This is a genomic window from Aeromicrobium sp. (assembly GCF_023146395.1).
GTDB lineage: Bacteria > Actinomycetota > Actinomycetes > Propionibacteriales > Nocardioidaceae > Aeromicrobium.
Map to the genome: position 1 here is coordinate 21,314 of NZ_JAGLCD010000021.1, position 26,873 is coordinate 48,186.

The following is a 26,873-nucleotide window of genomic DNA, read 5'->3' on the forward strand; positions in this document are numbered from 1 at the left end:
GGTGGTGGCTCAGAGGAGGTCGAGGCCGCGGGCTGCGAGGCCGACGATCTCGGTGTCGAGGTCGCCGAAGTCCTGGCCGGCGGCGCTGCCGGCGCGACCTCGTGCCTGGACCCCTTGCGCGACCGCGGCGAACTTGAAGTGGGCGAACGCCTGGTAGAAGTCCATCTCGGCCAGGTCGATGTGGGTCAGCGCGGCATACCAGCCGAGGAGGTCCTCCCGACTCGGCATCCCGGCCAGGTGGCTGATCGGGGGGATCAGTGTCAGCGGCAGGTCCTCGGTGCCGCGCCAGTAGAGCATCAGCAGACCGAGGTCGGTCAGCGGATCGCCGAGCGTCGACATCTCCCAGTCGAGGACCGCCGCGATGCGTCCGGGCGTGGTCGGGTGCAGCACGAGGTTGTCGAGCTTGTAGTCGCCGTGCACGATCGAGGATCGCTGCTGGGCGGGAACTCGCGCGGCCAGTCGTCGTCCGAGCTCGGTCATCTCGGGCACCTCGTGCGTCAGCGACTTCTGCCACTGTCCGGTCCAGAGCCGGACCTGGCGCTCGACGAAGCCCTCCGGCCGCCCGTAGTCGGCCAGGCCCACGGCGGCTGGCGCCGTCGTGTGGATCCGCGCGAGCGTCTCGACGAATCCGTGGCCCAGGGCCTGGCGTGAGTCCGCACTGGCGTAGGTGTCGGGCAGGGTGTCGCGCGCGACGTCGCCGGCGACGCGCTCCATGACGTAGCAGGGCAGGCCGAGGACATCGCCGTCGTCGCTGAGGACGATGGCCGGCACGGGGACGTCTGACCCGGCTAGTGCCAACTGCACGCGAGCCTCGCGGCGCATGTCGTGCGCCTTCGGGAGGAGCTTGCCGCTCGGCGGGCGGCGCAGCACCAGCTCACCGGCGGACGAGCGCAGGAAGAACGTCAGGTTCGACTTGCCACCTGTGACGAGCTCCCAGGTGAAGATGTGCCAACGGTCGTCCTCCGTGGCCGCTGCGAGGGCCGGGCCGAGGGCGTCGGGACGGATCAGGTCGGTCAGGTCTGGGGACACGTTGACGACACCTCTCGACTCCGAACACTGACCACACGATCGTACAGTAGGTGTTCAGTGAACAATGGGGTTCGCTGTTCGGTACCGTGTTTGGTGTGACCGAACACGAGGTTGGACCGATGATCCGAGAGACGCGGGAGGCCCGTGGGATCAGCCTCCGCTCGCTGGCGGCGACGCTCGGCCTGAGCCCCGCCACGCTCAGCGCCCTCGAACGGGGCCTCGCTCCCCTGACGATCGAGCGAACCCGTCTGGCTGCCGGAGCGCTGGGCACGACGGTCGAGTCCCTCCTGCGTGGTGAGGTGACCGGGGCGGTCTCGTCCCGTGAGCCCGGGAACGGCAGCTGGCGGGAGTACGGCGACCTTCGGCTCGACCCGGTTCTGGAGGCGGCGTCGCAGGTGTTCGTGCGCCACGGGTACCACGCGGCCACGATGCGGCAGGTCGCCGAGGAGGCAGGTCTGAGCACCGCCGGTGTCTACCACCATCACGGGAGCAAGCAGGAGATCATCGTCGCGCTGCTCGACGTGACGATGGCGGAGATCCGGTGGCGTCTGCTCGCTGCGCGCGACGACGGGACCGACCCGGTCGAGGGTTTCTCGCTCATGGTCGAGTCGTTGGCACTGTTCCACGCGACGCGCGGTGACCTGGCGTTCCTCGGCGCCACCGAGATGAGGGCGCTGCACGAGCCCGACCACGGACGGATCGTGGCACTGCGCGACGAGGTGCAGCATCTGCTCGACGGCCAGGTCGACCGCGGCATCGACGCCGGACGGTTCCGGGTCGAACGACCACGGGTCGCCGCGCGTGCCGTGGCCACGATGTGCACCTCGCTGCCGTCGTGGTTCCGTACCGACGGCCCCCTCTCGGCCGCCGAGGTGGCCCGAGACTACGCCCGCTACGCCGTCTCGCTCATGACCTGACGCCGGGCCAGACCTAGGCTGGCGCCATGGTCACCGAGGTCCGGCCCGCCCGGCAGCACGAGGTCGAGGCGCTCCACGAGCTCGCGGCCGCCACGTTCCCCCTGGCGTGCCCGTCCCACCTGCCGGCCGTGGCGATCGCCGACTTCATCGCCACGCACCTCAGCGTCGCGGCGTTCACGGCCCACCTGGCCGAGCCCGATCACGCCGTGCTGGTGGCCGAGGTCGACGGCGACCTGCGGGGATACGCGCTCGCGAAGCTCGGACGCCCATACGACCCGGACGTCCTCGCGGCCGTGCCCGACGGCCCGTGGTGCGAGCTCAGCAAGCTGTACGTGCACCCGGACGCGCACGGGTCCGGCCTGGCGCGGGCCCTGCTCGACGCCGTCGAGTCCACCGCGCGCGACGCCTCGGCCGTGACGCTGTGGCTCGGGGTCAACGCGCTCAACGCCCGCGCCAACACCTTCTACGCCAAGCAGGGCCTGGAGGTCGTCGGCCCCCGGCGCTTCGTCGTGGGTGGTCAGGTGGAGGAGGACTTCGTCCGCGCCAGGCCGGTGGGCGCATGACGGGCCGGCTGCGCTGGGGGATCTTGGGGCTCGGCGGGATCTCGCGGAAGTTCACCGCCGACCTGTGGGCCGCGGGGATCGAGGTCGGTGCGGTCGGGTCCCGGTCGCAGGCGACGGCCGACGCGTTCGCCGCCGACTTCGGCGTGGCCCGGGCGCACGACAGCTACGCCGCGCTCGTCGACGACCCCGCCGTCGACGTCGTGTACGTCGGCACCCCGCATCCGTTCCACGCCGAGCACGCCCTGCTGGCCCTGCGCGCCGGCAAGCACGTGCTCGTCGAGAAGCCCTTCGCGCTCAACGCCGCCCAGGCGCGCGCCGTCGTGGCCGAGGCCGACGCCCGAGGGCTCGTCGTGCTCGAGGCGATGTGGACCCGCTTCCTGCCGCACATGGTGCGGCTGCGCGAGCTGATCCGCGGTGGCGCGATCGGCGAGGTGCGCACCCTCACCGCCGACCACAGCCAGCGGCTCCCGTCCGACCCCGGTCACCGGCTCCAGGACCCGGCCCTCGGCGGCGGCGCGCTGCTCGACCTCGGCATCTATCCCGTCTCCTTCGCGTGGGACGTGTTCGGCCGGCCGGAGACCGTCTGGGCGCGGTCGACGCCCACGGCGACGGGGGTCGACGCCCAGACCACGGTCGTGCTGACGTACCGCGACGGTCAGCAGGCCGTGACCCACTCGGCCCTCGACGTCGCCGGACGCAACGACGCCGTCGTGCTGGGCACGGAGGGGCGGATCGAGATCGATCCGACCTGGTACCGACCGACGACGCTGCGGCTCGTGGCCCCGGACGGTCGCGTGGTCGAGTCCGTCGACGGTGTCGTGCCGGGTCGCGGCATGCAGCTCCAGGCGTTCGAGCTCGAGCGCCTCGTGCGGGAGGGGCGCGCGTCCGGCGACGTCCTGCCGCCGCAGGAGAGCGTCGCGATCATGGAGACCCTCGACGAGGTCCGCCGGCAGATCGGCCTGGTCTACCCCGGCGAGTGACGGACGCGCCCGGGCTGCTCAGGACAGGGTGCCGAGCACGGCGTCGAGCTCGTCGAGGCCCGCGTCGAGGTCGCCCAGGGTCACGGCCAGCGACGGCCGGAACCGCAGGCTGCGCGTGCCGCAGCCGAGCACCAGCACGCCGCGCGCCATCAGGTCGCTGACGACACGGTCACGGGTCGCCGCATCGGGCAGGTCGATCGCGCACATCAGCCCGGCGCCGCGCGGGTTGCTGGCCAGCGGGTGCCGCGCGGCGAGGTCGCGCAGACGGGCCACGAGGTGCGCGCCGAGGTCGGCGGCGCGGGCCACGAGACCGTCGCGCTCGATGACCCGGAGGATCTGCGCGGACCGCACCATGTCGGTCAGGCTGCCGCCCCAGGTGGAGTTGATCCGCGACCCGACCGTGAAGCAGTTGTCGGGCACCTCGTCGACGCGACCGCCGGCCATGATCCCGCAGACCTGGGCCTTCTTGCCGAACGCGACGACGTCGGGGACGACGCCGAGCTGCTCGAACGCCCAGGTCGTGCCGGTCATGCCGAGGCCGGTCTGGACCTCGTCGAGGACGAACAGGGCGTCGTGCTCGTGGCAGAGGTCGCGCATGGCCTGCAGGAACTGGGGTCGGAAGTGGCGGTCGCCGCCCTCGCCCTGGATGGGCTCCATGAGGAAGCAGGCGATGTCGTGCGGGTGGGCAGCGAACGCGTCACGGGCCGCCTGCAGCGTCACGGCCTCGAGCGCGGCGGCGTCGCGCACCGAGCCGTCGGGGTCCAGGCCCGTGTACGGGGCCGGGATGCGCGGCCAGTCGAACTTCGGGAACCGGGCGACCTTGTTCGGGTCGGTGTTGGTCAGCGAGAGCGTGTAGCCCGATCGGCCGTGGAACGCCCCCTCGAGGTGCAGCACGCGCGTGCCGAGCTCCGGGTCGATGCCGCGGGACTCGTTGAGCCGACTCTTCCAGTCGAAGGCGACCTTGAGCGCGTTCTCGACCGCCAGTGCGCCGCCGTCGATGAAGAACAGGTGCGGCAGCTCGGGGTGTCCCACGACCCGCGCGAACGTGTCGACGAAGTCGGCCAGGTGGGTCGTGTAGATGTCGGAGTTGCTCGGCTTGTGCACGGCGACGCGCTGCAGCCGGTCGAGGAACTCGGGGTCCTGCGTCAGGCCCGGGTGGTTCGTGCCGATCGGGTTCGAGGCGAAGTACGTGAAGAGGTCGAGGTAGTCGCGGCCCGTGCGCGCGTCGTGCAGGTACGAGCCGTGCGACCGGTCGAGATCGACGACCAGGTCGTATCCGTCGACCAGGAGGTGACGAGCGAGCGAGGTGTGGACCTGGTCGGCCGGGACGGAGGTCGTCGGACGGAGGGCACGGTCAGTCAGCGCGGTCATGACGCCACGATAGGTCAATCACCGGTAAAACTGAAGATCTACCGACGAAACGCCGGTCAAGTAGAGGTTTCAGACGTATTTCGTCTGGTCTGGCGCGACCGGGCGCTCGAAGAAGGTCTGGAGCGCCACCGTCGTCCTGGTGCGCACCCCGGCGGTGGAGCGGATCCGGCCGAGCAGCTCCTCGAGGGCGCGCGGGCTCGGCACCCGCACCGTCAGCATGTAGCTCGCGTCGCCGGCGATCGAGTGGCACGCGGTGATCTCGCTGATGCCCTCGAGGCGGCGCGGGGCGTCGTCGGGCTGGGCCGGGTCGAGCGGCGAGATCTCGACGAAGGCCGCGATCGGCAGTCCGACCTCCTCGGGGTCGATCACGACGCGGTACCCCGTGATGACGCCCTCGGCCTCCAGGCGCCGCACGCGAGCCTGGGTCGCCGAGGTGGACAGGCCGGTCGTCTCGGCGAGCTGGGCGAAGGTCGAGCGACCGCTCGTGGACAGTGCGCGCAGGAGAGCGTGATCGGTGGCGTCGAGGTTCACGCGCTCACTGTACGAGCGTCAGCCGGTCGGTGCGGGTGCCTGTCGGCCGACGTGGTGGATCGCGTCGAGGCAGGCGCGCACGATGGGACGCTGTGCCGCGGCAGCCCGGGTGACCAGGAGCAACCGGCGGCGTAGCACCGGGGCCACGAGACGACGGACCTCCACCGGGGCGACCGAGTCCGCGACGGCGCGCCGGGGGAGCAGGGCCAGGCCCGCCCCGCGGGACACGGCGGCCACGAGCAGCAGGAGGTCGTCGGTCTCCCACGCCGTGCGCGGCTCGAAGCCGTCGGCGCGGCACGCGTGACGGGTGGCCGCCCCGCACGCCGTGGTGGCCGGGGGGAGCACCCAGTCGTGATCGGCGAGGGCGCTCAGGGTGGGCCGGCGGGGCACGTCCGCTCCAGCGGCGCAGACGAGCACGAGCGGCTCGGTCAGCACCTCCTCGACCAGGAGGTGCGTCGGCAGCGCCAGGGGCACGTGGTCGTAGACGTCGATCAGGGCGAGGTCGGCGACCCCGTCGTCGATCGCGTCGAGGCTCGCCTGGGGCTCGCGGACCGTGACGGACATCGTGACGTCGGGCGCGGTGCGGCCGAGGACCGTGGCCGAGGGCAGCACCAGGGAGGCCGCCGCCGAGGCGATCGTCGAGACCCGGACGCGGCCGGCCAGCTCACCGCCGAGCTGCGCCATCGTGGTGGCGGTCTCGTCCAGGTGGCGCACGAGCTCCTCGGCCCGTTGGAGCAGCACCTCACCCGCGCTGGTCAGGACCGCGCCGCGCGGCTCGCGGTCGAGCAGCCGAGCGCCGCACTCGGCCTCGAGGGCCGTCATCTGCTGGGACACCGCCGACGTCGTGATGCCGAGCGACCGGGCGGCCGACGTCAGGCTGCCGTGGCGGGCGACGCGGGCGAAGGTCACGAGACGGGCGGCGTCCGGCCAGCGCTCCATCGACATTCTCCTTCAGATCTGCTTAACACTCTAGTGGATATGCCTTCATGGGCCTGATGATCAGGACATGAGCACACGCGAGCAGGCCCGTGAGATCCTCCAGCGACTCGGCGCGGGTGACCCCTTCGCCCCCGACGGCGCCCTGGAGGCGCGCAGTCCGATCGACGGAGCGGTCATGGGCCGTCTCCGGGCGCACGCGGTCGGCGAGGTCGAGGAGGCCGTGGGTCGGGCCCACGAGGCCTACCTGCAGTGGCGCACCGTGCCGGCCCCGGTCCGGGGCCGCGTGGTGCGCGAGCTGGGCGAGCTGCTGCGCGAGCACAAGGACGATCTCGGGGCCCTGGTCTCGATCGAGGCCGGCAAGATCGTCTCGGAGGGCCTCGGCGAGGTGCAGGAGATGATCGACATCTGCGACTTGGCGGTGGGGCTGTCGCGGCAGCTGCACGGCCTGACGATCGCGACCGAGCGCCCCGGTCACCGCATGATGGAGCAGTGGCACCCGCTGGGCGTGATCGGTGTGATCAGCGCGTTCAACTTCCCGGTCGCGGTGTGGTCCTGGAACGCGGCGCTGGCGTTCGTGTGCGGTGACGCGGTGGTCTGGAAGCCGTCGGAGAAGACCCTCCTGACTGCTCTGGCCTGCCAGGCGCTGTTCGCCGAGGCGGCCCGCCGGGCCGGTGCCCCGGCCGACCTGTCGATCGTCCTGCTCGGCGACCGTGAGGTCGGCGAGGCGCTCGTCGACGACCCGCGCGTGCCGCTGGTCTCGGCGACGGGCTCGACCCGTATGGGTCAGCAGGTCGCCCCGCGCGTGGCGGCCCGGCTCGGCCGGTCGCTGCTCGAGCTCGGCGGCAACAACGCCGCGATCGTGGCGCCGAGCGCCGATCTCGATCTCGCGGTGCGCGGCATCGTGTTCTCGGCCGTCGGCACCGCGGGCCAGCGGTGCACGTCGCTGCGCCGGATCATCGTCCACGAGTCGATCAAGGACGACCTCGTCGCCCGGCTGGCCTCCGCCTACGAGACGCTGCCGGTCGGGTCGCCGCTCGAGGCGTCGACCCTGGTCGGTCCGCTGATCGACGGCACGGCCGCCCAGGGCTTCACGGCCGCGATCGAGCAGGCGCAGGCCGACGGCGGCACCCTGCTGACCGGCGGTGAGTCCGTGCCGGTCGGCGAGGGCGGTCACTACGTGCGGCCCGCCATCGTCGACATGCCGCGCCAGAGCGACATCGTCAAGACCGAGACGTTCGCGCCGCTGCTCTACGTGCTGACCTACCGCGAGCTCGACGAGGCGTTGACCCTGCACAACGAGGTCGCCCAGGGCCTGTCGTCGTCGATCTTCACGCTCGACGTCCGCGAGGCCGAGACCTTCGTGTCGGCGATCGGCTCCGACTGCGGCATCGCCAACGTCAACATCGGCCCTTCGGGCGCGGAGATCGGTGGCGCGTTCGGGGGCGAGAAGGAGACCGGCGGCGGACGCGAGTCCGGCTCGGACGCCTGGCGGAACTACATGCGCCGCACGACCAACACGATCAACTACTCCACCGAGCTGCCGCTCGCGCAGGGCGTCGAGTTCGTCTGACGGCCTTCGCGGTCGGCGTCGAGGGCCGGGGCTTGCGGCCCTCGACGCCGGCACGCGCCTGACGCGAGCCGTCCGCCGAGGGTGTGGGCCGGCGTCATCGGGGTACTCCCTGGCGGACGTCCGCCGACCGAGGAGATTCCATGACCGACGAAGACCAGCGCCCCGCCACCACGACCGATGCCGGCATCCCCGTCGCCAGCGACGAGCACTCGCTCTCGGTCGGTCCGGACGGCCCGTTGCTGCTGCAGGACCACTACCTGATCGAGCAGATGGCGAACTTCAACCGGGAGCGCATCCCGGAGCGCCAGCCGCACGCCAAGGGCGGTGGCGCGTTCGGCAGCTTCGAGGTCACGCACGACGTCTCGGCGTTCACCCGGGCGGCGGTCTTCGCCCCTGACACGACGACCGACGTGCTCGCGCGGTTCTCGACCGTCGCGGGCGAGCGCGGCAGCCCCGACACGTGGCGCGATCCGCGCGGCTTCTCGCTCAAGTTCTTCACGAGCGAGGGCAACTGGGACATGGTCGGCAACAACACGCCGGTCTTCTTCGTCCGCGACCCCATGAAGTTCCAGCACTTCATCCGTTCGCAGAAGCGCCGCCTTGACAACAACCTGCGCGACCACGACATGCAGTGGGACTTCTGGACGCTCGTGCCCGAGTCGGCACACCAGGTGGCGTGGCTCATGGGTGACCGCGGCATCCCGCGCACCTGGCGGCACATGAACGGCTACTCGAGCCACACGTACTCGTGGATCAACGCCGAGGGCGAGCAGTTCTGGGTCAAGTACCACTTCAAGACCGATCAGGGCATCGAGTGCTTCACCCAGGACGAGGCCGACCAGATGGCCTCGGCCGACACCGACTACCACCAGCGCGACCTGTTCGAGCACATCGAGGCTGGCGAGCACCCGAGCTGGACGCTGCACGTGCAGATCATGCCGTTCGACGACGCCAAGACCTATCGGATCAACCCGTTCGACCTGACGAAGGTGTGGCCGCACGCCGACTACCCCCTGCGGGAGGTCGGCAAGCTGACGCTGAACCGTAACGTCACCGACTACCACGCCGAGATCGAGCAGGCGGCGTTCGAGCCGAACAACGTCGTGCCCGGCACGGGGCTCTCGCCCGACAAGATGTTGCTGGCCCGCGGGTTCAGCTACGCCGACGCGCATCGGGCTCGCCTGGGTGTCAACTACAAGCAGATCCCGGTCAACGCCCCGAAGTCGCCGGTGCACAACTACCAGAAGGACGGCGCGATGCGGGTGCAGAACGCGACCGCTCCGGTGTACGCGCCCAACTCCTACGGTGGCCCGGCGGCCGACCCGAGCCGCACCGACGACGGCGGACGCTGGCACGCCGACGGCGAGATGGTGCGCACGGCGTACACGCTGCGCGAGGACGACGACGACTGGACCCAGGCCGGCACCCTCGTGCGCGAGGTGATGGACGAAGCCGCCCGTGGTCGGTTGGTCGACAACGTCGTGGGACACCTGCTGAACGGCGTCAGCGAGCCTGTCCTCGAGCGTGCGTTCGCGTACTGGCGCAACATCGACGCCGATGTCGGTGCGGCGATCGAGTCGGGCGTGCGCGCCAAGGCCGACGAGACCGACCCGAAGGCCGAGCAGCAGGGCAACCCGGCACGGTCGGACATGCAGCGCAAGGCCTGACACCCCCGGACGCTGTCCCGCCGCGGGCCCGGTTTGACTGTCGGCGGTGCCCACGCCGACGTCTCCGAGGTCGCGGTCGGCGATCCGCATCTCGTCGATCCCACCGACGAGATGCGGTGACCGTCGAGGTTGGGTGAGATGGAACCTCGGACGCCCAGCCCCAGGAGGACCCATGACCAGCCAGGACACAGCACGGCCCACGCGGATCACTCGCGCGTCCTCCCGGTGGCGGTGCTGGTCGCTGCGGTCCTGCAGACCGTGACCCCCGTCGTCACGATCGCCGGGCCGGGCTCCTCGCCGGGTGAAGGCTCGGGTCCGGAGCTGCTCATCACGCCGGTCGGCTGGGCGTTCTCGATCTGGGGCGTGATCTACACGCTGGCGATCGTGCAGGCCGTCGCGGCCCTGGTCACACGGTCGCACGGCTCGCCGCGGCGCCAGACCGCCCAGCTCGCCCTGTACCTCGGCGGTGCGGTGTGGATCCTGCTGGCCGGGATCGACAGCAGCCTGGCCACGGCGGCCGCGCTCACGGTCATGTTCGGAGCCGCTGTCGTGGCGGTGCTGACCGTGGCGCGCGAGGAGATCGACCCGTCGTGGCTGCGCCGGCTCACGCGCGCGGCGGTGGGCCTCTACGCCGGATGGGTCACGGCAGCGTTCTTCCTCAACGTCTCGACCGCGTTGGTCGACGCCGGGGTCGTCGACGCCGACGACCTGGCATGGCAGGTCGTCGTGCTGGCCGTGGCCGTCGTGACGCTGCTGGTCCTGGCGGTCGCCGCCCGCGGCCTCGCCGCCTACGCGCTCGCCGGGGTGTGGGCGATGATCGGCATCGCGGTCACGGCGCGCGACAACGGCGACGACACGATCGTCGCGGCCACGTTCGTCGGCGCCGTCCTCCTCGTCGTCGTGACGACTGTCATCGACCTGCGGCGCCGGAGGGCCCCTCTGCCGGTGCTCTGACCGACCGCAGCCCCACGGCCGACACGAGCGCACCGGCCGCGAGCAGGGCCGCGACGACCACGACGATCCGGTGGAAGCCGTCGACGTCGAGCACGCCACCGGTGATGACGCCGATGAAGGCGACGGCGACGAGACCGGCGACGCGTGAGATCGCGTTGTTGACGGCCGACGCGATCCCGGCCTCCGCGGGATGCACCTCGGCCAGCACGGTCGAGGTCAGCGGCGTGACCGTGATCGTGATGCCGAGGCCGAACAGCACGACGCCGGGCACGACCTGCCAGGCGACGTCGACGGGTTCGCGGACCGACAGCATCCAGAGGAACCCCGCGGCCACGACGAGTGGTCCGATCGTCATGAACCACCGTGGGCCGCGGCGCGCGGCGGCCGCGCCGACCCGGCTCGCCAGGGCCAGCGAGATGAGGGTCGGCGGCAGGAGTACAAGCCCCGACACGGTGGCCGAGAGACCGGCGACCTCCTGCACGAGCAGCGGGATCGCCAGGGTGCCGAGGCCGATCGCGGCGTAGATGCCGATCGTGGCGAGGTTGCCGACCGCGAAGCTGCGCACCTGGAACAGCCGCAGCGGCATCATCGGGTGGCGCGCGCGGCGCTCCCACAGGACGAACGCGACGAGGCAGACCAGGCCGACCGTCAGCGCCGCGAGCACCACAGGGTCGTCGAACCCCAGGCGCTGGCCCTCGATCAGGGCGAACACCGGACCCGCGAGCCCCAGGGCCGCCAGCGCGGCGCCGAGTCCGTCGACGTAGGCGTGGCCGTCGGTGCCGCGGTGCGCGTCCTGGGGGAGCCGGGCGACCAGGGCAAGCGTCGCCGCGACCGGAAGCACGACGATGCCGAAGACCCACCGCCACCCGACGGTGTCGACCAGGATCCCCCCGGCGAGCGGGCCGACCAGGAACGCGGTACCGGTCCAGGCGGTCCAGGTGCCGATGGCCCGGCCCATCGCGGCACCGCTGAACGTGGACGTGATGAGGGCCAGGCTCGACGGCACGAGCAGGGCACCGGCCATCCCCTGCAGTGCCCGCGCGACGATCAGCAGCTCGCCGGTCGGCGCCAGGGCGGCGAGCAGCGACGTGGCGGCGAAGCCCACGAGCCCGGCGGTCAGGATCCGGAGCCGGCCGAACGTGTCGGAGAGGGAGCCGGCCACCAGCATGAGCGATCCGAGGGTCAGGAGGTAGGCGTCGACGACCCAGGCCTGGAGCGTCACGCCGCCGTCGAGATCGCGGGCGATGTCGGGCAGGGCCACGTTGACGATCGACCCGTCGAGGAACGTCACGAAGGACGCGAGCACCGCGACCGCCAGCACGGTGCGCTCGTGATCGTCCTTCACGGACCGAGCATAGGACCGGAGTCGGGGGTCGGGCCCGGTACGTGGACCTGGCATGTGGACCTGCTGCGCGGGCCGGTGCGCGGCGGCCTAGGGTCGGACCTCATGAGTCCCGCCGAGGTCGTCGCGATCATCCTGGCGGGAGTCGCCGCCGGCACGATCAACACCGTCGTGGGCTCGGGCACCCTCGTGACGTTCCCGACCCTGCTCGCGATCGGCGTCCCGCCCGTCACGGCCAACGTCTCGAACTCGATCGGCCTCGTCCCGGGCTCGATCTCCGGCGCGATCGGGTATCGCCGGGAGCTGGCCGGTCAGTGGCGTCGTGCCGTCCGCCTCGTGCCGGCATCGGCGGCGGGTGCCGTGGTGGGCGCGGTGCTCCTGCTCGTGCTGCCCGCGGGGGCGTTCTCCGCGATCGTGCCGGTGCTGATCGTGCTCGGGTGTCTGCTCGTGGTGCTCGGACCGCGGATCTCCGCCGCCGTCGCGCGCCGGCGTGCGGAACGCGCTGCGGCGCCCGACCACGGTACGTGGTGGACGCCTCCGCTCGTGGGCCTCACCGGGGTCTACGGCGGCTACTTCGGGGCCGCCCAGGGCATCATCCTGCTGGCCGTCATGGGCATCGGCATCGACGACGACCTGCAGCGCCTCAACGGCATGAAGAACGTCCTGGGCGCCGTGGCCAACGGGGTGTCGGGCCTGGTCTTCATCGTCGTGGCCGACGTCGACTGGCTCGTCGCGCTGCTGATCGCGATCGGCGCCGTCGTCGGGGCACAGATCGGGGCGGCCTACGGGCGACGGCTCCCCGACGCGGCGCTGCGCGCCTTCATCGTGCTGGTCGGGGTCGTCGCTCTCGCGGCCTTCCTGCGCGGTTGACGATCGGCGCCCGGACGGCGTGATGCCTGCCGTCCTAGGATGAGCCGATCCTCGCCGGTCCGGGCGGGGCGAGGAGGACCATGAGCGAGACCGGGCGACGCCTGCTCGAGGCCGCCACCGCCGCGTTCGCCGCGAAGGGCTTCCACGGCACCACGACGCGTGACATCGCCACGGGGGCCGGTGTCACCCCCGGCGCCGTCTACGTGCACCACCGCTCGAAGGAAGAGCTGCTCTTCCAGATCTCGCGGCACGGCCACGAGGCGACGCTGGACCTGCTCGTCTCGACGCTCGAGCAGGCGCCCGACGACCCCGTCGAGCAGCTGCGGGCCCTGATGTTCGAGTTCGCCCGGTGGGAGGCGGTGCACCACACCACGGCGCGCATCGTGAACTACGAGCTCCAGGCGCTGAGCCCGGAGCACCTCGACGAGGTCGTCGCCCTGAGACGCGACCTGCGCGCACTGGTGCGCGACCTCGTGGAACGCGGTCGGGCGGCCGGAGTCTTCCACGTGGACGATCCCGGCCTCACGGTCGTCCTGCTGATCTCGCTGTGCATCGACATCACCCGCTGGTTCAGCGACGACGGTGGGTGGAGTGCGGAGGAGGTCGCCGCCGGTGTCAGTCAGGCCGCCCTGCGACTGGTCGGCGTCGCGCCGCAGTCCTGACGATCCGCTCGGGTGCTTGACGCGCGCGGGGGGTGTCGTCGATCCTCAACTAACTAAGCGCTTAGTTACCAGGAGTCGCGATGAATCTGATGCTCGACGACGCGCTGCGACGCATGCGTGACGCGCTCGCGGGCTTCCTCGATCGCGCCGTGCGACCTGCGGAGGCGGTGTACCGACAGCAGCTGGCCCTGCAGGACGATCCGTGGCACTGGACGGCGCCCGCGGTGCTGGGGGACCTGCGGGAACAGGCCCAGGAGCTCGGGCTCTGGAACCTGTTCCTGCCGGGCGACCAGGGCGCTGGCCTGACGGCGCAGGAGTACGTGCCGCTCGCGACGCTGGCGGCCCAGAGCCCGATCGGTCCGGTGGCGATCAACTGCGCCGCGCCGGACACCGGGGTCATGAACCTGCTCGCCGAGCAGGGCACCGCGTCCCAGCAGCGCCGCTGGCTCCAACCGCTGCTGGCGGCACGCGTCCGGTCGGCCCTCGCGGCGGCGCCGGCTGGCACGAGCATCGTCCGCGACGGCGACGAGTGTGTCGTCAGTGGCCTCCAGCCCGGCGTACCCGGTGCGCTGAACCCCGACGCGCGGATCTTCCTCGTCGCGGCGGAGGCGGAGCCGGAGGTGGAGGCAGGGCTGGAGGTCAGTGCGCCGCGTCGTCGGCGCCACGTGGTCGTGCCCCGCAGTGCCGCGGGCGTGACGGTGCGCCGCTCGACGTGGGCGGAGGGCGCGCGCGACGACAGGCCACCGGGCGGAGTGGCGACGCTCGTGCTGGACGAGGTCCGCGTGCCGGTCACGAACCTCCTCGGATTCGCCGGCGACGGCGCCGGCGATGGGGGGAGTGAGGCGCGGGGCGACCTGGGCCTCGACCAGGAGCGCCGGACCGGCTGAGCGATCAGGCCGCGGTGTCCGCCGGGTCGCCGCGCCGCCTCGGGTCGGCGGCGGCGAGATCGGTCGCGACGCCACCGACGACGCGTGACTCGTGCCGGGCGGAGGTCGTGACGGCGGCGTCGGTGACCCACGCCGACACGGCGCCACCGGCCAGCAGTCGGTCGACGAGGTCGGTGTCCTCGTGCACCCTCAGGTCACGAAAGCCTCCCGCTGCGGCGTAGACCGAGGCGCGCACGCCGAGGTTGGCCCCGTGCACGTGCCCGTGACCCGCGTTCCGCCCGGTCGCGCGGTGACGCCGGTAGTCACGCAGCCACCGTCGCTGGCGGGCCGCGTCGGCCTCGGTCAGTGTCACCGTCCCGAGGACGAGGTCGGCCCCCGTCGTCGCGGCAGCGAGGTGGCGCAGCAGCCAGTGCGGTGGCACGACGCTGTCGGCGTCGGTGCTGGCGAGCCAGGTGAGTCGCTCGTCGGCGCACCGGTCCAGGGCCCAGGCGCACCCCAGGGCGCGGGCCGCCCCGACGTTGGCCTCGGTCGCGACGATGACGTGGGCGCCGGCCGCGGAGGCAGCCGCGGCGGTGTGGTCGGAGCAGGCGTCGGCCACGACGACGACGTCGACCGTGAGCCCGGGCGGGAGGTTCACGGCCGCGGACCGTGCGGCGTGGACCGCCGCGGCGACGCTGCGCTCCTCGTCGCGGGCGGGGATCACGACGGCGACGTGCTCGATGGTGGACTCAGGCACGGCCGAGCACCGTCAGACGAAAGTCGTGCTCGACGTGCGTCACGAGCCGGACAAATGCGGGGGCCTCGACGATCTCGGCCTGCGCCTCGTCGCCCGTGCACGCGGCCTCGTCGAACCGGTGGCGCCAGTCGACCAGCACGACGTGGCCGTGCGGGCCGAGGCTCTCGACGACGTGCTGCCGCACCTGGGCGCGGAGGGCGGCAGAGAGGAAGTAGAGCACCTCCGAGAGCACCACGAGGTCGAGCTCTCCGGCGGGCCAGTCGGGCAGCGCGGACTGTGCGAACGACACGTGCTCGTCCGGCACCCGTCGGCGGGCGGCGACGAGCGGCTCCGCGACGGCATCGGTCGCGACGAGCTCGTCGCAACGCGGCGCCAGGAGAGCGGTGAGCAGACCGATCGAGCACCCGGGCTCGAAGCCACGCCGGTACCGCTCCCGTGGCAGGCACGCGACGGTCAGGGCGTGCTTGCGCTGCTCGTACGGGTTGTCGTCGAGGTGCCAGGGATCGTCGGAGGCGGCGTACATCCGCTCGAAGTAGGCCGGATCGGTCACACGATCACGACCTCGGGAGCCCCGTAGGCGTGTCGCAGGAGTGCTTCGTCGACGATCGGCGCGTCGCCCGCGGCTGCTCCCACGGGTCGGATCTGCGTCACGAAGGCGTCGATCGCCCGCCGCTTCAGGTCGCGGGCCGCGGGTGCCGTCACGAGGCGGCGGGCCGAGGCGAGCCAGGGCTCGTCGGCGGGCTCGGTCCAGACCCAGGTCCAGATCGGGAACCGCCACAGGACCGGCCCGCCGGCGCAGAGCTCCCCCGCGACGTCGCCGAGCGCGTCGTGATCGGGGTGTCCGTCGTGCTCGAAGGGAGCCAGCACCAGGTCGGCGGCGCCGATCCGCGGGGCGAGGGCGGCGCGCAGCGCGTCGCGGGTGCCCGCGAGCCCGCCGTCGGGGAGTCCGAGCCGGTGGACCACCGGATCGGCGAAGCCGAGACGGCCCAGCGCCTCGAGCAGCTCGCGGGGACGCTGGTCGCGCAGCTCGTCGGGGGTCACGGCCGAGCTCTGGGGGTGGGAGGCCTCGCCGTCGGTGGCCGTGACGAACTCGATCGGTCGCACGGTCTGGCACGCGAGCCACGCCCCGACGGCGAGGACCTCGTCGTCGGGGTGCGCCGAGAGCACCAGGACGCGTCCGCCCGGGTCGTGCGGACGCTCGAGCGGCAGGGCGCCCAGGGTGTCGCTCCACGTCTCAGTCATCGCGCACCTCCAGGGTGCCGAGCCGCTCGAGGTCGCGCTCGGCGTGGTGCTGGCGCACGAAGACCTGCAGGTCGTGGACGTGCTCGGCGTGAGCGGCGTCGAAGGCGAGCGGTCCGGGCCCGAGCGCCCGCCCGACGTGGCTCACGACGCTCTCGACGACGCCGGCCGCCTGGGCGCGCAGCGCGTGCGCGAGCCGTTCGGCCCGCTCCAGCGGCAGCGGGCCCTGATCGGCCAGGTCGGCGGCCGCGTCCAGGGCGAGCCCCGCGGTGAGCAGCGCCGCACGGACTGCTCCGAGGTGGGCGCGGCCGTGGCCGTCGAGTCGCGGACCCGCCGCCTCGAGGGTCGCGGCCACGCCGCGGGCGCCGCCGATCCAGCACGCCGCGATGCCGATCGCACCCAGCCAGAAGCCGGGGCGGTCGGTGTAGTCACCGGCGCCGCCGACGGGGCGGGCGGCGACGTCGTCGAACGCGAGGCAGGACGTGTCGGCGCGGGACATGCCCGGTCCGGCCCATGTCGGGGCGCCGTCGTCGGTCGTGATGCCTCCCGCGGCCAGGTCGACCGCGAACAACCGGCTCCCGCGATCGGTGCGCGCCGTCACGAGGGCGTGCGTCACGAGCGAGGCCCCCGAGCAGAACGCCTTGGTGCCGCGCAGGGTCCAGGCGTCGCCCTGTGGCGTCGCCTCGAGGACGGCGAACGGCGGCTCGGCCGCCCACACGGCCCACGTCTCGTCCGGACCCGGTGCGGGCGCCCCGAGGTCGGCGAGGATCGCGGCGGCGTCGTGGTGCGGCTCGACGAGCTTGGCGAGCGGGAGGTCGCGGGCCGCGAGATCGGCCAGGGCCGACCACCGGCGGGCGGTCTGGCCGCCGCCGGGCAGCGGCCAGGACCGGGCGACGTGCTGGCGGACGTCGTCGGACGTCAGGGGTGAGCGCGGCGAGCTGGACATGATTCCTCACGGACGGCGGGGCGCCCGGCTGCCGGCTGAACCAGGAACCTCCACGGTCCCACGCCTGCGGGACCGCGCAACTGCGGCGAGCCTCTCGGCTCCAGGCGACCGCCTCGGCGAGGTCGTCGGAGCGCTACCGTGGCGCAGCGACCGGCCCGCGGTCGCGTCCCGATCTGGAGGTCCGTCATGAGTGAGTCGATCGAGGTCGTCGCGACGTTCGTCGCCAAGCCCGGCCAGGGCGAGCAGCTCGAGGAGATCCTCGCGGGTGCCCTCGCGTCGGTCCGCGCCGAGGACGGCTGCCTGCGCTACGACTTCTTCCGGGTGCGACGCGACGACACCGCGTTCGTGATGATCGAGGAGTGGGCGTCGACGGACGCGCTGCGGGCGCACGGCTCGAGCGACGCCTTCCAGGCCCTGTCGCTCCGCCTCGGCGAGGTCGTCGCGGAGGCGCCCGTCATCCGTCTGCTGGAGCCGGTCGCGCCGACCGTCTGACCCCCAGATCCTCAGGCCGGGGCAGCGAGACCGGTCCGGGCCGCCGCCAGGAGGCGGTCGCGGAACCGGCGGGTCGTGGCGGTGCTGTCGGTGAGACCCGCGTCGGCGCCGTGGAACATCCCGGGCTCCACGAGGAGTCCGCAGTCGACGCCCGCGGAGCCCAGCCGTGCGGCGTACGCGACGGCCTCGTCGTGGAACTGGTCGACGTCGCCGACACCGATCCACGCGGGCGCCAGACCCGTCAGGTCGGTGCGGCGGGCCGCCGCGGCGTACGCGGGCGCGTCCTCGCCCCCAGCCGCGCGGCCCAGGTAGCTGGTCCAGCCGAAGCGGTTGGACGCACCGGTCCACACGGGCCAGGGGCGCCGCCCGAGCGGGCCGAACGGGGTGCGGTCGTCGAGCATCGGATAGACCAGCAGCTGGAACGCGAGCGGAATCTGCCCCTCGTCGTGGGCGCGCTGCGCGAGGGCCGCGGCCAGCCCGCCGCCCGCGCTGGCCCCCCCGACCGCCAGGCGGTCGGGATCGATCCCGAGGACCACGGCCCGTTCGTGCATCCAGGTGAGCACGACGGCCGCGTCGTCGAGGCCGGCGGGAAACGGGTGCTCGGGCGCGAGCCGGTAGTCGACCGAGACGACCACGATGCCGAGCTCCCGGGCGAGCCAGCTGCTGTGCTGCTGGTCGGCCTCCGGGCTTCCCATGACGTAGCCGCCCCCGTGGAGCCACAGCAGCGCGGCAGCGGGGGTCGCGACGTCCTCCGGCCGGTACGCGAGTGCCCGCACGCCCTCGACCCGCTCCTCGCTCACCTCGACCCCCTCACCCATGGTCGAGGCGGACGACAGGAGCCGGCGCACGAGCCGCAACGAGACCGGACCCGTCACCGACAGCGGCACCGCGAGCGACGCCGTTCGCAGATCTGGGGCGAGCTGATCCAGGAGCGGGCGGTGACGCCGGACGTGGCGCGCGAGAACGACGCCGACCAGGGTGGCGGCCCCAGCGCCGACGCCACCTGTGGTGAGCAGGGTCCGGCGCAGGTTCATGGAGACATCGTGGTGCACGGCGGCCGGCGGCGGGTGCCGTTCGGGCCAGCCTGCCGTGTGGGGTGGCCGGGAGCGCGGTTCGGGCGTTGGATGGAGGGGTGACGACACCGAGCTGTCCCGAGCCGCCGGCGCGCGCGCCCAGCGTCTCCCACTCGATCACGGTCCGGCTGGAGGTGCCCGCCGGCGGATCGGCCGTCGGTCAGCTGACCTCGACCGTCGAGGCCGCCGGGGGTCTCGTCACGGCGCTCGACGTCGCCTCGTCGGCGACCGACGTGCTGCGCATCGACCTCACGGCGGCCACCTCCGACACCGACCACGCCGACGCGATCGTCGAGGCGCTCGTGGCGATGGGCGACGTCACGGTCAAGAAGGTGTCCGACCGGACCTTCCTGATGCACCTCGGCGGTGTCATCGAGACCGCCACCAAGCACCCCCTGCGCAACCGTGACGACCTGTCGATGATCTACACCCCGGGCGTCGCCCGGATCTCGCAGGCGATCGCGAAGGATCCCGAGGACGCGCGCCGGCTGACGATCAAGCGCAACAGCGTGGCCGTCGTGACCGACGGGTCGGCCGTGCTGGGCCTGGGCAACATCGGTCCGTACGCGGCCCTGCCGGTCATGGAGGGCAAGGCGGCCCTGTTCAAGGCGTTCGCCGACATCGACGCCTGGCCGCTGTGCCTCGACACGCAGGACACCGAGGAGATCATCACGGCGGTCGCGGCGATCGCCCCGGGCTTCGCGGGCATCAACCTGGAGGACATCGCGGCGCCGCGCTGCTTCGAGATCGAGGCCCGCCTGCGCGAGCGCCTCGACATCCCCGTGTTCCACGACGACCAGCACGGCACCGCGATCGTGGTCCTGGCCGCGCTCGAGAACGCCCTGCGGGTCGTGCGCAAGGAGCTCGCCACGGCGCGCATCGTCCTGGTGGGCGCCGGCGCCGCCGGCACGGCCGTGCTGAAGACCCTCGTGCACGCCGGCGCCGCCGACGTCGTGGTGTGCGACGTCGACGGAGTCATCCACGCCGGTCGCCCGGGCCTCGACCCGTCGCTGCGGTGGACGGCCGAGCACACCAACGCGGCCGGACTGACCGGCTCGCTGCGCGACGTGCTGCCCGGGGCCGACGTCTTCATCGGTGTCTCGGCCCCGAACCTGATCGGCGCCGCCGACGTCGCGGCGATGGCCGATGACGCGATCGTCTTCGCCCTGGCCAATCCCGATCCGGAGATCGACCCGGCCCTCGCCCGCCAGCACGCGGCGGTCGTCGCGACCGGCCGGTCCGACTACCCGAACCAGATCAACAACGTCCTGGCGTTCCCCGGGATCTTCCGCGGCCTGCTGGACGCCCAGAGCCGCGGGATCGACATGGACGTCCTGGTGGCCGCGGCCGACGCGATCGCCTCGACGGTCTCGCCCGACGAGCTGGGGCCGAACTACATCATCCCGAGCGTGTTCCACCCGGAGGTCCACGAGCTCGTGGCCACCGCGGTCCGTGACGTCGTGGAGCGCTCCCGCGCCTGACCCCCGGCAGGCGCGGTGAGTCCTCCACGTTGTTCCGGGAGGGGCGGTGAGTCCTCCACGTTGTTCCGGGAGGCGCGGTGAGTCCTCCACGTTGTTCCGGGAGGGGCGGTGAGTCCTCCCCCGCCTCAGCGCTGGTGCGGTGGAACACTCACCGCCCGTGCCGTGAGGGGTGGAACACTCACCGCCCCCGGGAACGAGGCCTAACACTCTGGCCACAGTCGTCGCGAACATGTAATACTGCGAGGAAAGGCGGAACCCGTCCGCCGGCAGGAGGCATCGTGCGCGCGACCCACACCGTGACGAACCAGGTCCCACCGCTCGTCGACTTCGACGCAGCCGACTACGCCCCGATCCTCGAGGCGCTCCAGCGCGAGGGGGCGTCGCACGCCGTCGAGGGCCTGCACGAGGTCGGCCGCCTCGCCGGCAGCGCGCAGGCGCTGGGCTGGGGCGATCTCGCCGAGGCGCACCCGCCGGTGCTCCACACGCACGACCGGTACGGCCACCGCATCGACGAGGTCGTGTACGACCCCAGCTACCACCAGCTGATGGACACGGCGGTCTCGCTCGGCCTGGCCGGGTCGGTCTGGCGCGACCCGCAGCCCATGCCGCACCTCGTGCGGGCCGCGCGCTCCTCGGTCTGGGGCATCACCGACGCCGGGCACGGCTGCCCGATCTCGATGACCTACGCCGTGATCCCCGCCCTGCGCGCCAACGCGGAGATCGCCGCGCAGTACGAGCCGTTGCTCTGCTCGCTGGAGTACGACCCGTCCCTGCAGGCCCCGCTCGGCAAGCGGGGCCTGATCGCCGGCATGTCGATGACCGAGAAGCAGGGTGGCTCGGACGTGCGGGCCAACCGCACCGAGGCCGTGCCGCAGGCCGACGGGTCCTACCGGCTGACGGGCCACAAGTGGTTCACGTCGGCCCCCATGTCGGACGTGCTGCTGGTCCTCGCGCAGGCCCCCGGCGGCCTTTCCTGCTTCTTCCTGCCGCGCATCCTGCCGGACGGCACCCGCAACTCCATGGCGATCCAGCGGCTCAAGGACAAGCTCGGCAACCACTCCAACGCCAGCGGCGAGGTCGAGTACGACGAGGCCACGGCCTGGCTCGTGGGGGAGGAGGGGCGCGGCGTGCCGACCATCATCGAGATGGTCAACATGACCCGCCTGGACTGCACGCTCGGCTCGGCCACCGGCATGCGCGTGGGCACGCAGCAGGCCGTGCACCACGCCACGCACCGCGCCGCCTTCGGCTCGGCACTGGTCGACCAGCCGCTCATGCGCAACGTCCTGGCCGATCTCGCGGTCGAGTCCGAGGCCTCCACGACCGTGGCGCTGTGGCTCGCGGCCCTGACCGACCGTGCGGTCGCGGGCGAGGAGGGCGCCGACGCGCTGCGTCGCATCAGCCTCGCGGTCAGCAAGTACTACGTCTGCAAGCGGGGTCCGCTGCACGCCGCCGAGGCCCTGGAGTGCCTGGGCGGCAACGGCTACGTCGAGGACTCGCGCATGCCCCGGCTCTATCGCGAGGCCCCGCTGATGTCGGTCTGGGAGGGCTCGGGCAACGTCGCCGCGCTCGACACGTTGCGCGCCATGACCCGCCAGCCCGAGACGCTGCAGGCGTTCTTCGACGAGCTCGACGCGGCCGCCGGGGCCGACGCGCACCTCGACGCCGCGGTCAGGCGGCTCAAGGACACCTTCACCGACGTCGAGACGATCCAGCACCGGGCGCGCACCGTCGTGGGTGACATGGCGCAGGCGCTGCAGGGTGCGCTGCTCGTGCGGCACGGCCATCCGGCCGTCGCCGACGCCTTCACGCGCAGCCGCCTCGGCGGGCAGTGGGGCACGGTCTTCGGCACGCTGCCCACGGGGGTCGACACCGCGGCGATCATCGAGCGCGCGGCGCCCAAGGTCGGGTCGTGAGCCCGGGGGAGACGCCGGCCGCCTGGCGCGACGGCCACGGCGCCGACGACCCGCTCTACGCCGGGCGCCCAACCCCGGCCGACCACGTCAACTACCCGACGCTGACCTACGAGGTCACCGGCCGCGTCGCCCGGATCACGTTCAACCGCCCCGCCCAGGGCAATGCGATCACGAACGACACGCCGCACGACATCGCCCACGCGGTGGAGCGGGCCGACCTCGACCCGCGCGTGCACGTGATCCTCGTGAGCGGCCGCGGCAAGGGGTTCTGCGGCGGCTACGACCTGTCGATCTTCGCCGAGAGCGCCATGACGCCGCCGGGGTCTGAGGGGTCCGACGGCGCGATCCCCGCCGACGGCACCGTGCTCGACCCGGAGGTGCAGGCCCGCAACCACGATCCCGAGGGCACGTGGGACCCGATGGTCGACTACGCCATGATGAGCCGCTTCAACCGCGGGTTCTCGGCGCTGCTGCACGCCAACAAGCCCACCGTCGCCAAGATCCACGGCTTCGCGGTGGCCGGGGGCAGCGACATCGCCCTGTTCGCCGACCAGATCATCTGTGCCGACGACGCCCGCATCGGCTATCCGCCCACCCGGGTGTGGGGCGTGCCCGCCGCCGGCATGTGGGCGCACCGCCTCGGTGACGCGCGGGCCAAGCGCCTGCTGCTCACGGGCGACAGCCTGACCGGTCGCCAGGCGGCGGAGTGGGGACTCGCGGTCGAGTCGGTGCCGGCCGAGGAGCTCGACGCGGCCACCGAGGACCTCGTGGGCCGCATCGCGCAGATGCCGGTCAACCAGCTCGTCATGGTCAAGCTCGCGCTCAACAGCGCGCTGCTGGCGCAGGGCGTCGCGAACTCCGGCATGGTCAGCACCGTGTTCGACGGCATCTCCCGGCACGCCCGGGAGGGGTATGCGTTCCAGCAGCGCGCGGCCACCGTGGGATTCCGTGAGGCCGTGCGCGAGCGCGACGAGCCGTTCGGCGACGCGAAGCCCCGATCCCAGCAGTGACCACGACAGCCCAGTCTGTGCGGCCGCTCACGGCGCGGTCGGCGATCCTGAGCCTCCTGCTCGGCGCCCACCCGCCCGAGGCCCCGGGCAGCAGCATCGTCGGCTGGGGTCGGGCGCTCGGGGTCACCGAGCCCGCGGTCCGGGTCGCCCTGACCCGCATGGTCGCGGCGGGCGACCTGGAGCGCACCGACTCGGTCTACCGGCTGAGCCCCCGGCTGCTGCGACGCCAGGAGCGCCAGGACGCGGCGATCGAGCAGCGCACGTCACCGTGGAACGGCGAGTGGCACGCCGCCGTGGTCACGTCGGTCGGTGCCGGTGCATCCGTGCGCGCCGATCTGCGCCAGCGCATGGTCGGCTCGCGCTTCGGTGAGCTGCGCGAGGGGTTCTGGATGCGACCGGCCAATCTCGACTGGGCGCCGGATGCTGCCGTGGCCGCGAGCCTGGAGGTCCTGACGGTCCGTCCCGCGCGTCCCGCGCCCGAGCTCGCGGCGCTCCTGTTCGACCTCCCCGGCTGGGCTGCGACCGCGCACGATCTCGCGGCGTCGCTGGCGGCGAGCGAGCATCTGGCCGAGCGCATCGCGATCGCCGCGGCGGTCGTGCGCCACCTTGTCGCCGACCCCCTCCTTCCGGACGCCCTGCTGCCGGCGGACTGGCCCGGCCCCGAGCTGCGCCGCACCTACGGCGCCTTCCGCGAGGAGCTCGTCGCCAGCGTCAGCCGCTGAGGCGAGGTCGTCCCGGCTCAGCGCAGGGAGTACGTCACGACCGAGACGGCCACGTACTGCGCCACGAACGCCAGGACCGTGCAAAGGTGGAAGACCTCGTGGAAGCCGAACGTCTCGGGCCGCGGGTTCGGGCGCTTCGTCGCATAGACCACCCCGCCGATCGTGTAGATCACGCCACCGGAGGCGACCAGCGCGAGCGCCGTGACGCTGACCCAGGTCGGGAACTGGTCGGCGCCGTCGATGAAGGCCGGGATGAACGGCAGGGCCAGCCAGCCGAGCGCGATGTAGAGCACCGTGAAGACCCAGCGGGGCGCCTCGATCCAGATGATGCGCAGCACCGAGCTCACGACCGCCGTCACCCACACGGTGCCGAGCAACCACCAGCGGGTGCTGCCGTCGAGGTAGAGGATCGCGAACGGCGTGTACGTGCCGGCGATCAGGACGTAGATGTTGGCGTGGTCGAACCGGCGCCAGAACGCCCAGAGACGGATCTCCCACGTGCCACGGTGGTAGGTCGCCGACACCGTGAACAGCAGGATCGCGCTCGCGACGTAGATCGACGAGCCCCATCGGGTCGCGGCCGTCGGCGACAGCACGATCAGCACCACGCCGGCCGCGATCAGCAGCGGCAGGAAGCCGGCGTGCACCCATCCCCGCAGCCGGGGCTTGAGCTCGGCGATCTTGTCGGCCATGCCGCGGGTGCGGCGGTCGACCGGACCCGTCTCGTCGGGGTCGGCCCCACCCGCTGCGATCTCGCCCACGGCCACGTCCTGTCGTCGGGAGCGATCGGAGCATCGCCAGGTCCAGCAAACCGCGCCGGCGGGTCAGGGAGCGGGAGGCCGGCCGTGTCGGGGCGTCGGCGCGTCCGGCTGTCGCAGGCGCACGAGCGCGGCGACGCCGATCAGGAGCTCGAACGCCGTGACGGTGTAGACGGCCAGCCGCTCCCAGACACCGTCCGGGAGCAGGGTGACGGTCGTCGATCCGCTGTCGAGCACCAGGCCGAGCGTGCTGAGCAGGCCCACGACCCCCAGCGCCACGCAGACGGTGCCGACGCGAGCGAGCCGCGCGGAGCGTCGTGCCGCCAGCCCGGCCACGATCGCCGTGAGGTTGCCGCCGACGATCGCCATCGCCGCCCCGAGGCCGTGCACCGCGACGAGTCCGTTGTCGGCGTTGACCGGTCCGCTGTGGACGACCCCCACCAGCACGATGCCAATCCCGTGAGTCAGGGCGAGCGCGACGAACACCCGCCGGTGCGACGCGCCCAGCACCGGGGCGGCCAGCAGGGCAGCCGCGACGAACAGCACCCCGTGCAGCACGAACCCGGCGTTCATGACCGCGTGCAGGGGCGAGTCGATCGCCCGGCCGGAGTACGTGCCGACCTCGGGGATCCCGAGGTCGCTGATGTAGTTCTGGGCGTAGGAGTACCCCGGGAACGCGGAGGCCGCGACGGCCTCGGCGGCCAGGTAGACCACACCGGCCGCGATCCAGCAGGCCGCGGGCGCGATCGCGGTGCGCAGCGGTCTCACGCGGTCGTCGCCCATGTCCGGTCGACGGTACCGGCTCTCCCGGGTGCCGGCAGGTCAGGACGGTGCGGCTCAGGGCGTCGAACCGGCTTCGATAAGATCGTTGAACGGTCATGCAGTCGGCCGAGAACCCTTCCGAGACGGAGGAGCCATGGACCGTGCTGCCCGCGACGCAGCGCAGCGCGTGACCGCCGCCATCCGCGACGTCCGCACCGACCAGAGCCTTCAGGCCACGATCGACGCCCTCGTCCGCCGCACGCTCGAGGTGCTACCGGACTGTGACGCCGCGAGCCTCGCCGTGGTGGCGAACCACACCCGCACGATCGAGGCCTACGCGACGAGCGACCCGGCACTGGAGGCGCTGGACCGCCGGCAGTACGAGATCGGGGAGGGCCCCGCCCTCGACGCCGCCGACCAGATGCAGGTCGTGGAGTCGGCCGACCTGGCACAGGACTCGCGGTGGGACGGGTGGCGGCCCACCGCGGCGGAGGCGGGGATCGCGACCGTGCGGGTCCTGCCGATCCACGTGGCGGACCGCCCCTACGGCACCCTGCACTGCTACGGCCGGGGCCGTCCGCTGCCCGCCGGCGACCTGATCGTCACGCACCTGTGGGCCGCGCACGTCGCGTCGGTCGTGGCAGGCGCGCACGCCCGGGCCGGCCTGGAGGTCGCGGTCGACTCACGCACCACGATCGGGGTCGCGATCGGGATGCTCATGGTGCAGTACGGCATCGACCGCGACCGGGCCTTCGACGTGCTCAAGCGCGCGTCGCAGTCGGCCAACCGCAAGCTCACGGCCGTGGTCGAGACCTACATCGAGACCCGTCGGCTCCCCGGGGTCGATCGCGAACCCCTTCCGCGGCTGTGACCGACGACGTGACCATTCAGGGAGCGCGCGGACCGAGTGCGTCCTACCCTCGAGACATGAGCTCTCCAGGCGGATCGGGTCGTGGCCCCGACGATCCCTGGACGACCTACCACCTGCCCTTCGACATCGCCGCTCCGCGGGCGGCGCGCCGGTACCTGCTGGAGGACCTGACGCGGGCCGGGCTGCGTGAGGCCGTCGTCGTCGACGCGCAGGTCGTCCTGGCCGAGCTCGTCAACAACGGCGTCGAGCACGGCGCGCCCGGCCCGAACGGCACGATCGAGATCTCCTGGCGCATCCTCGACGACCACCTGCGCCTGAGCGTCTGCGACGGGGGCAGCGCGAGCGAGCTGCGCCCCATGGAGCTCACCGACCACCGCCTCCGCGGCCGTGGCCTGGCGATCATCGACCAGCTGGCCGACCGCTGGACGTTCGACGCGACCGCCGGCACCCGCATCACGGTCGAGCTCGACTACAGCGCCGAGGAGACCGTTCCGTCGGAGTGACCCCGGCCGGGGACGCTCCGGTGCAGCGCGCCGTGGGTACAGTCGGGACGTTCTGACCTAGGTGTGATGTCCAGTCACGTTG

General features: G+C 72.6%; 28 protein-coding genes. 16 read left to right on the forward strand and 12 right to left on the reverse strand.

The window, feature by feature from the left end:
- Positions 1–9: 9 nt before the first annotated feature.
- Positions 10–1,029 carry a phosphotransferase family protein gene (locus KAG51_RS13860; protein ID WP_290584433.1) on the reverse strand — a complete coding sequence of 340 codons (1,020 nt, stop codon included), beginning with the start codon at positions 1,027–1,029 and terminating at the stop codon, positions 10–12.
- Positions 1,030–1,148: 119 nt separating this feature from the next.
- Between KAG51_RS13860 and KAG51_RS13865 the strand changes: the two genes are divergently transcribed.
- Genes KAG51_RS13865 through KAG51_RS13875 form a run of 3 tightly spaced genes read left to right on the forward strand, consistent with a single transcriptional unit; the run spans position 1,149 to position 3,489 of the window.
- Complete coding sequence (locus tag KAG51_RS13865) at positions 1,149–1,946, forward strand: TetR family transcriptional regulator (protein WP_290584434.1); 798 nt, start codon at positions 1,149–1,151, stop codon at positions 1,944–1,946.
- 26 nt (positions 1,947–1,972) lie between these two features.
- Complete coding sequence (locus KAG51_RS13870) at positions 1,973–2,509, forward strand: GNAT family N-acetyltransferase (RefSeq protein ID WP_290584435.1); 537 nt, start codon at positions 1,973–1,975, stop codon at positions 2,507–2,509.
- Positions 2,506–3,489 carry a Gfo/Idh/MocA family oxidoreductase gene (locus tag KAG51_RS13875; protein WP_290584436.1) on the forward strand — a complete coding sequence of 328 codons (984 nt, stop codon included), beginning with the start codon at positions 2,506–2,508 and terminating at the stop codon, positions 3,487–3,489. Before KAG51_RS13870 ends, KAG51_RS13875 begins: the two co-directional genes overlap by 4 nt.
- Before the next feature lie 18 nt (positions 3,490–3,507).
- On the opposite strand, the gene lat is transcribed toward KAG51_RS13875, so the two are convergent.
- From lat to KAG51_RS13890, 3 genes are all read right to left on the reverse strand, one after another.
- A complete protein-coding gene (gene lat, locus KAG51_RS13880) occupies positions 3,508–4,860 on the reverse strand; it encodes an L-lysine 6-transaminase (protein WP_290584437.1) in 1,353 nt (450 codons plus the stop codon).
- A 69-nt stretch (positions 4,861–4,929) separates the two neighbouring features.
- Positions 4,930–5,391, reverse strand: coding sequence for an Lrp/AsnC family transcriptional regulator (locus KAG51_RS13885; RefSeq protein WP_290584438.1), 462 nt, complete (start codon positions 5,389–5,391; stop codon positions 4,930–4,932).
- Between the two features lie 18 nt (positions 5,392–5,409).
- Entirely contained in the window at positions 5,410–6,330 is a 921-nt protein-coding gene (locus KAG51_RS13890; RefSeq protein WP_290584439.1) for a LysR family transcriptional regulator, read from the reverse strand.
- Between the two features lie 67 nt (positions 6,331–6,397).
- On the opposite strand from KAG51_RS13890, the gene KAG51_RS13895 reads away from it, so the two are divergent.
- From KAG51_RS13895 to KAG51_RS13905, 3 genes are all read left to right on the forward strand, one after another.
- Positions 6,398–7,900: an aldehyde dehydrogenase family protein gene (locus tag KAG51_RS13895; protein WP_290584440.1), complete on the forward strand. Its 1,503-nt coding sequence runs from the start codon at positions 6,398–6,400 to the stop codon at positions 7,898–7,900.
- 140 nt (positions 7,901–8,040) lie between these two features.
- The gene (locus KAG51_RS13900; RefSeq protein ID WP_290584441.1) at positions 8,041–9,567 is read left to right on the forward strand and encodes a catalase; all 1,527 of its coding nucleotides are present in this window, start codon (positions 8,041–8,043) and stop codon (positions 9,565–9,567) included.
- A gap of 225 nt (positions 9,568–9,792) precedes the next feature.
- On the forward strand, positions 9,793–10,521 hold the full coding sequence (locus KAG51_RS13905) for a hypothetical protein (protein WP_290584442.1): 729 nt from the start codon (positions 9,793–9,795) through the stop codon (positions 10,519–10,521).
- Here KAG51_RS13905 and KAG51_RS13910 read toward each other — a convergent pair.
- Positions 10,478–11,866, reverse strand: a complete 1,389-nt coding sequence (locus tag KAG51_RS13910; protein WP_290584443.1) for an MFS transporter — start codon at positions 11,864–11,866, stop codon at positions 10,478–10,480. The genes KAG51_RS13905 and KAG51_RS13910 overlap by 44 nt on opposite strands.
- A gap of 102 nt (positions 11,867–11,968) precedes the next feature.
- On the opposite strand from KAG51_RS13910, the gene KAG51_RS13915 reads away from it, so the two are divergent.
- The 3 genes from KAG51_RS13915 to KAG51_RS13925 all read left to right on the forward strand — a co-directional run bounded on the left by KAG51_RS13915 (position 11,969) and on the right by KAG51_RS13925 (position 14,282).
- Entirely contained in the window at positions 11,969–12,733 is a 765-nt protein-coding gene (locus KAG51_RS13915; RefSeq protein ID WP_290584444.1) for a sulfite exporter TauE/SafE family protein, read from the forward strand.
- Positions 12,734–12,813: 80 nt separating this feature from the next.
- Entirely contained in the window at positions 12,814–13,395 is a 582-nt protein-coding gene (locus KAG51_RS13920; protein WP_290584445.1) for a TetR/AcrR family transcriptional regulator, read from the forward strand.
- 80 nt (positions 13,396–13,475) lie between these two features.
- Complete coding sequence (locus KAG51_RS13925; protein WP_290584446.1) at positions 13,476–14,282, forward strand: acyl-CoA dehydrogenase family protein; 807 nt, start codon at positions 13,476–13,478, stop codon at positions 14,280–14,282.
- Between the two features lie 4 nt (positions 14,283–14,286).
- On the opposite strand, the gene KAG51_RS13930 is transcribed toward KAG51_RS13925, so the two are convergent.
- Genes KAG51_RS13930 through KAG51_RS13945 form a run of 4 tightly spaced genes read right to left on the reverse strand, consistent with a single transcriptional unit; the run spans position 14,287 to position 17,203 of the window.
- A complete protein-coding gene (locus KAG51_RS13930) occupies positions 14,287–15,018 on the reverse strand; it encodes a glycosyltransferase (protein WP_290584447.1) in 732 nt (243 codons plus the stop codon).
- Complete coding sequence (locus tag KAG51_RS13935; RefSeq protein ID WP_290584448.1) at positions 15,011–15,568, reverse strand: SAM-dependent methyltransferase; 558 nt, start codon at positions 15,566–15,568, stop codon at positions 15,011–15,013. The genes KAG51_RS13930 and KAG51_RS13935 overlap by 8 nt, the downstream gene beginning before the upstream one ends.
- Entirely contained in the window at positions 15,565–16,260 is a 696-nt protein-coding gene (locus KAG51_RS13940; protein WP_290584449.1) for a PIG-L family deacetylase, read from the reverse strand. Before KAG51_RS13940 ends, KAG51_RS13935 begins: the two co-directional genes overlap by 4 nt.
- The gene (locus KAG51_RS13945; RefSeq protein ID WP_290584450.1) at positions 16,253–17,203 is read right to left on the reverse strand and encodes an acyl-CoA dehydrogenase family protein; all 951 of its coding nucleotides are present in this window, start codon (positions 17,201–17,203) and stop codon (positions 16,253–16,255) included. Before KAG51_RS13945 ends, KAG51_RS13940 begins: the two co-directional genes overlap by 8 nt.
- A 186-nt stretch (positions 17,204–17,389) precedes the next feature.
- On the opposite strand from KAG51_RS13945, the gene KAG51_RS13950 reads away from it, so the two are divergent.
- Positions 17,390–17,695, forward strand: coding sequence for a putative quinol monooxygenase (locus KAG51_RS13950; protein ID WP_290584451.1), 306 nt, complete (start codon positions 17,390–17,392; stop codon positions 17,693–17,695).
- An 11-nt stretch (positions 17,696–17,706) separates the two neighbouring features.
- Here KAG51_RS13950 and KAG51_RS13955 read toward each other — a convergent pair whose 3' ends face one another.
- The gene (locus tag KAG51_RS13955) at positions 17,707–18,729 is read right to left on the reverse strand and encodes an alpha/beta hydrolase (protein WP_290584452.1); all 1,023 of its coding nucleotides are present in this window, start codon (positions 18,727–18,729) and stop codon (positions 17,707–17,709) included.
- A 98-nt stretch (positions 18,730–18,827) separates the two neighbouring features.
- Here KAG51_RS13955 and KAG51_RS13960 point away from each other — a divergent pair, with 98 nt between their 5' ends.
- The 4 genes from KAG51_RS13960 (at position 18,828) to KAG51_RS13975 (ending at position 23,897) form a co-directional block, all read left to right on the forward strand.
- Positions 18,828–20,249, forward strand: coding sequence for an NAD-dependent malic enzyme (locus tag KAG51_RS13960; RefSeq protein WP_290584453.1), 1,422 nt, complete (start codon positions 18,828–18,830; stop codon positions 20,247–20,249).
- Positions 20,250–20,527: 278 nt separating this feature from the next.
- Positions 20,528–22,165 (forward strand): acyl-CoA dehydrogenase family protein, encoded by a 1,638-nt coding sequence (locus tag KAG51_RS13965; RefSeq protein WP_290584454.1) that lies wholly within the window; start codon positions 20,528–20,530, stop codon positions 22,163–22,165.
- A complete protein-coding gene (locus tag KAG51_RS13970) occupies positions 22,162–23,175 on the forward strand; it encodes a crotonase/enoyl-CoA hydratase family protein (RefSeq protein WP_290584455.1) in 1,014 nt (337 codons plus the stop codon). The genes KAG51_RS13965 and KAG51_RS13970 overlap by 4 nt, the downstream gene beginning before the upstream one ends.
- The gene (locus KAG51_RS13975) at positions 23,172–23,897 is read left to right on the forward strand and encodes a PaaX family transcriptional regulator C-terminal domain-containing protein (RefSeq protein ID WP_290584456.1); all 726 of its coding nucleotides are present in this window, start codon (positions 23,172–23,174) and stop codon (positions 23,895–23,897) included. Before KAG51_RS13970 ends, KAG51_RS13975 begins: the two co-directional genes overlap by 4 nt.
- A gap of 17 nt (positions 23,898–23,914) precedes the next feature.
- Here KAG51_RS13975 and KAG51_RS13980 read toward each other — a convergent pair whose 3' ends face one another.
- Positions 23,915–24,658 (reverse strand): hemolysin III family protein, encoded by a 744-nt coding sequence (locus tag KAG51_RS13980; protein ID WP_290584457.1) that lies wholly within the window; start codon positions 24,656–24,658, stop codon positions 23,915–23,917.
- Positions 24,659–24,721: 63 nt separating this feature from the next.
- A complete protein-coding gene (locus KAG51_RS13985; protein ID WP_290584458.1) occupies positions 24,722–25,438 on the reverse strand; it encodes a DUF998 domain-containing protein in 717 nt (238 codons plus the stop codon).
- Positions 25,439–25,571: 133 nt separating this feature from the next.
- Here KAG51_RS13985 and KAG51_RS13990 point away from each other — a divergent pair, with 133 nt between their 5' ends.
- Positions 25,572–26,288, forward strand: a complete 717-nt coding sequence (locus tag KAG51_RS13990) for a GAF and ANTAR domain-containing protein (RefSeq protein ID WP_290584459.1) — start codon at positions 25,572–25,574, stop codon at positions 26,286–26,288.
- Positions 26,289–26,344: 56 nt separating this feature from the next.
- Positions 26,345–26,791 carry an ATP-binding protein gene (locus tag KAG51_RS13995; RefSeq protein WP_290584460.1) on the forward strand — a complete coding sequence of 149 codons (447 nt, stop codon included), beginning with the start codon at positions 26,345–26,347 and terminating at the stop codon, positions 26,789–26,791.
- Positions 26,792–26,873 lie beyond the last annotated feature (82 nt).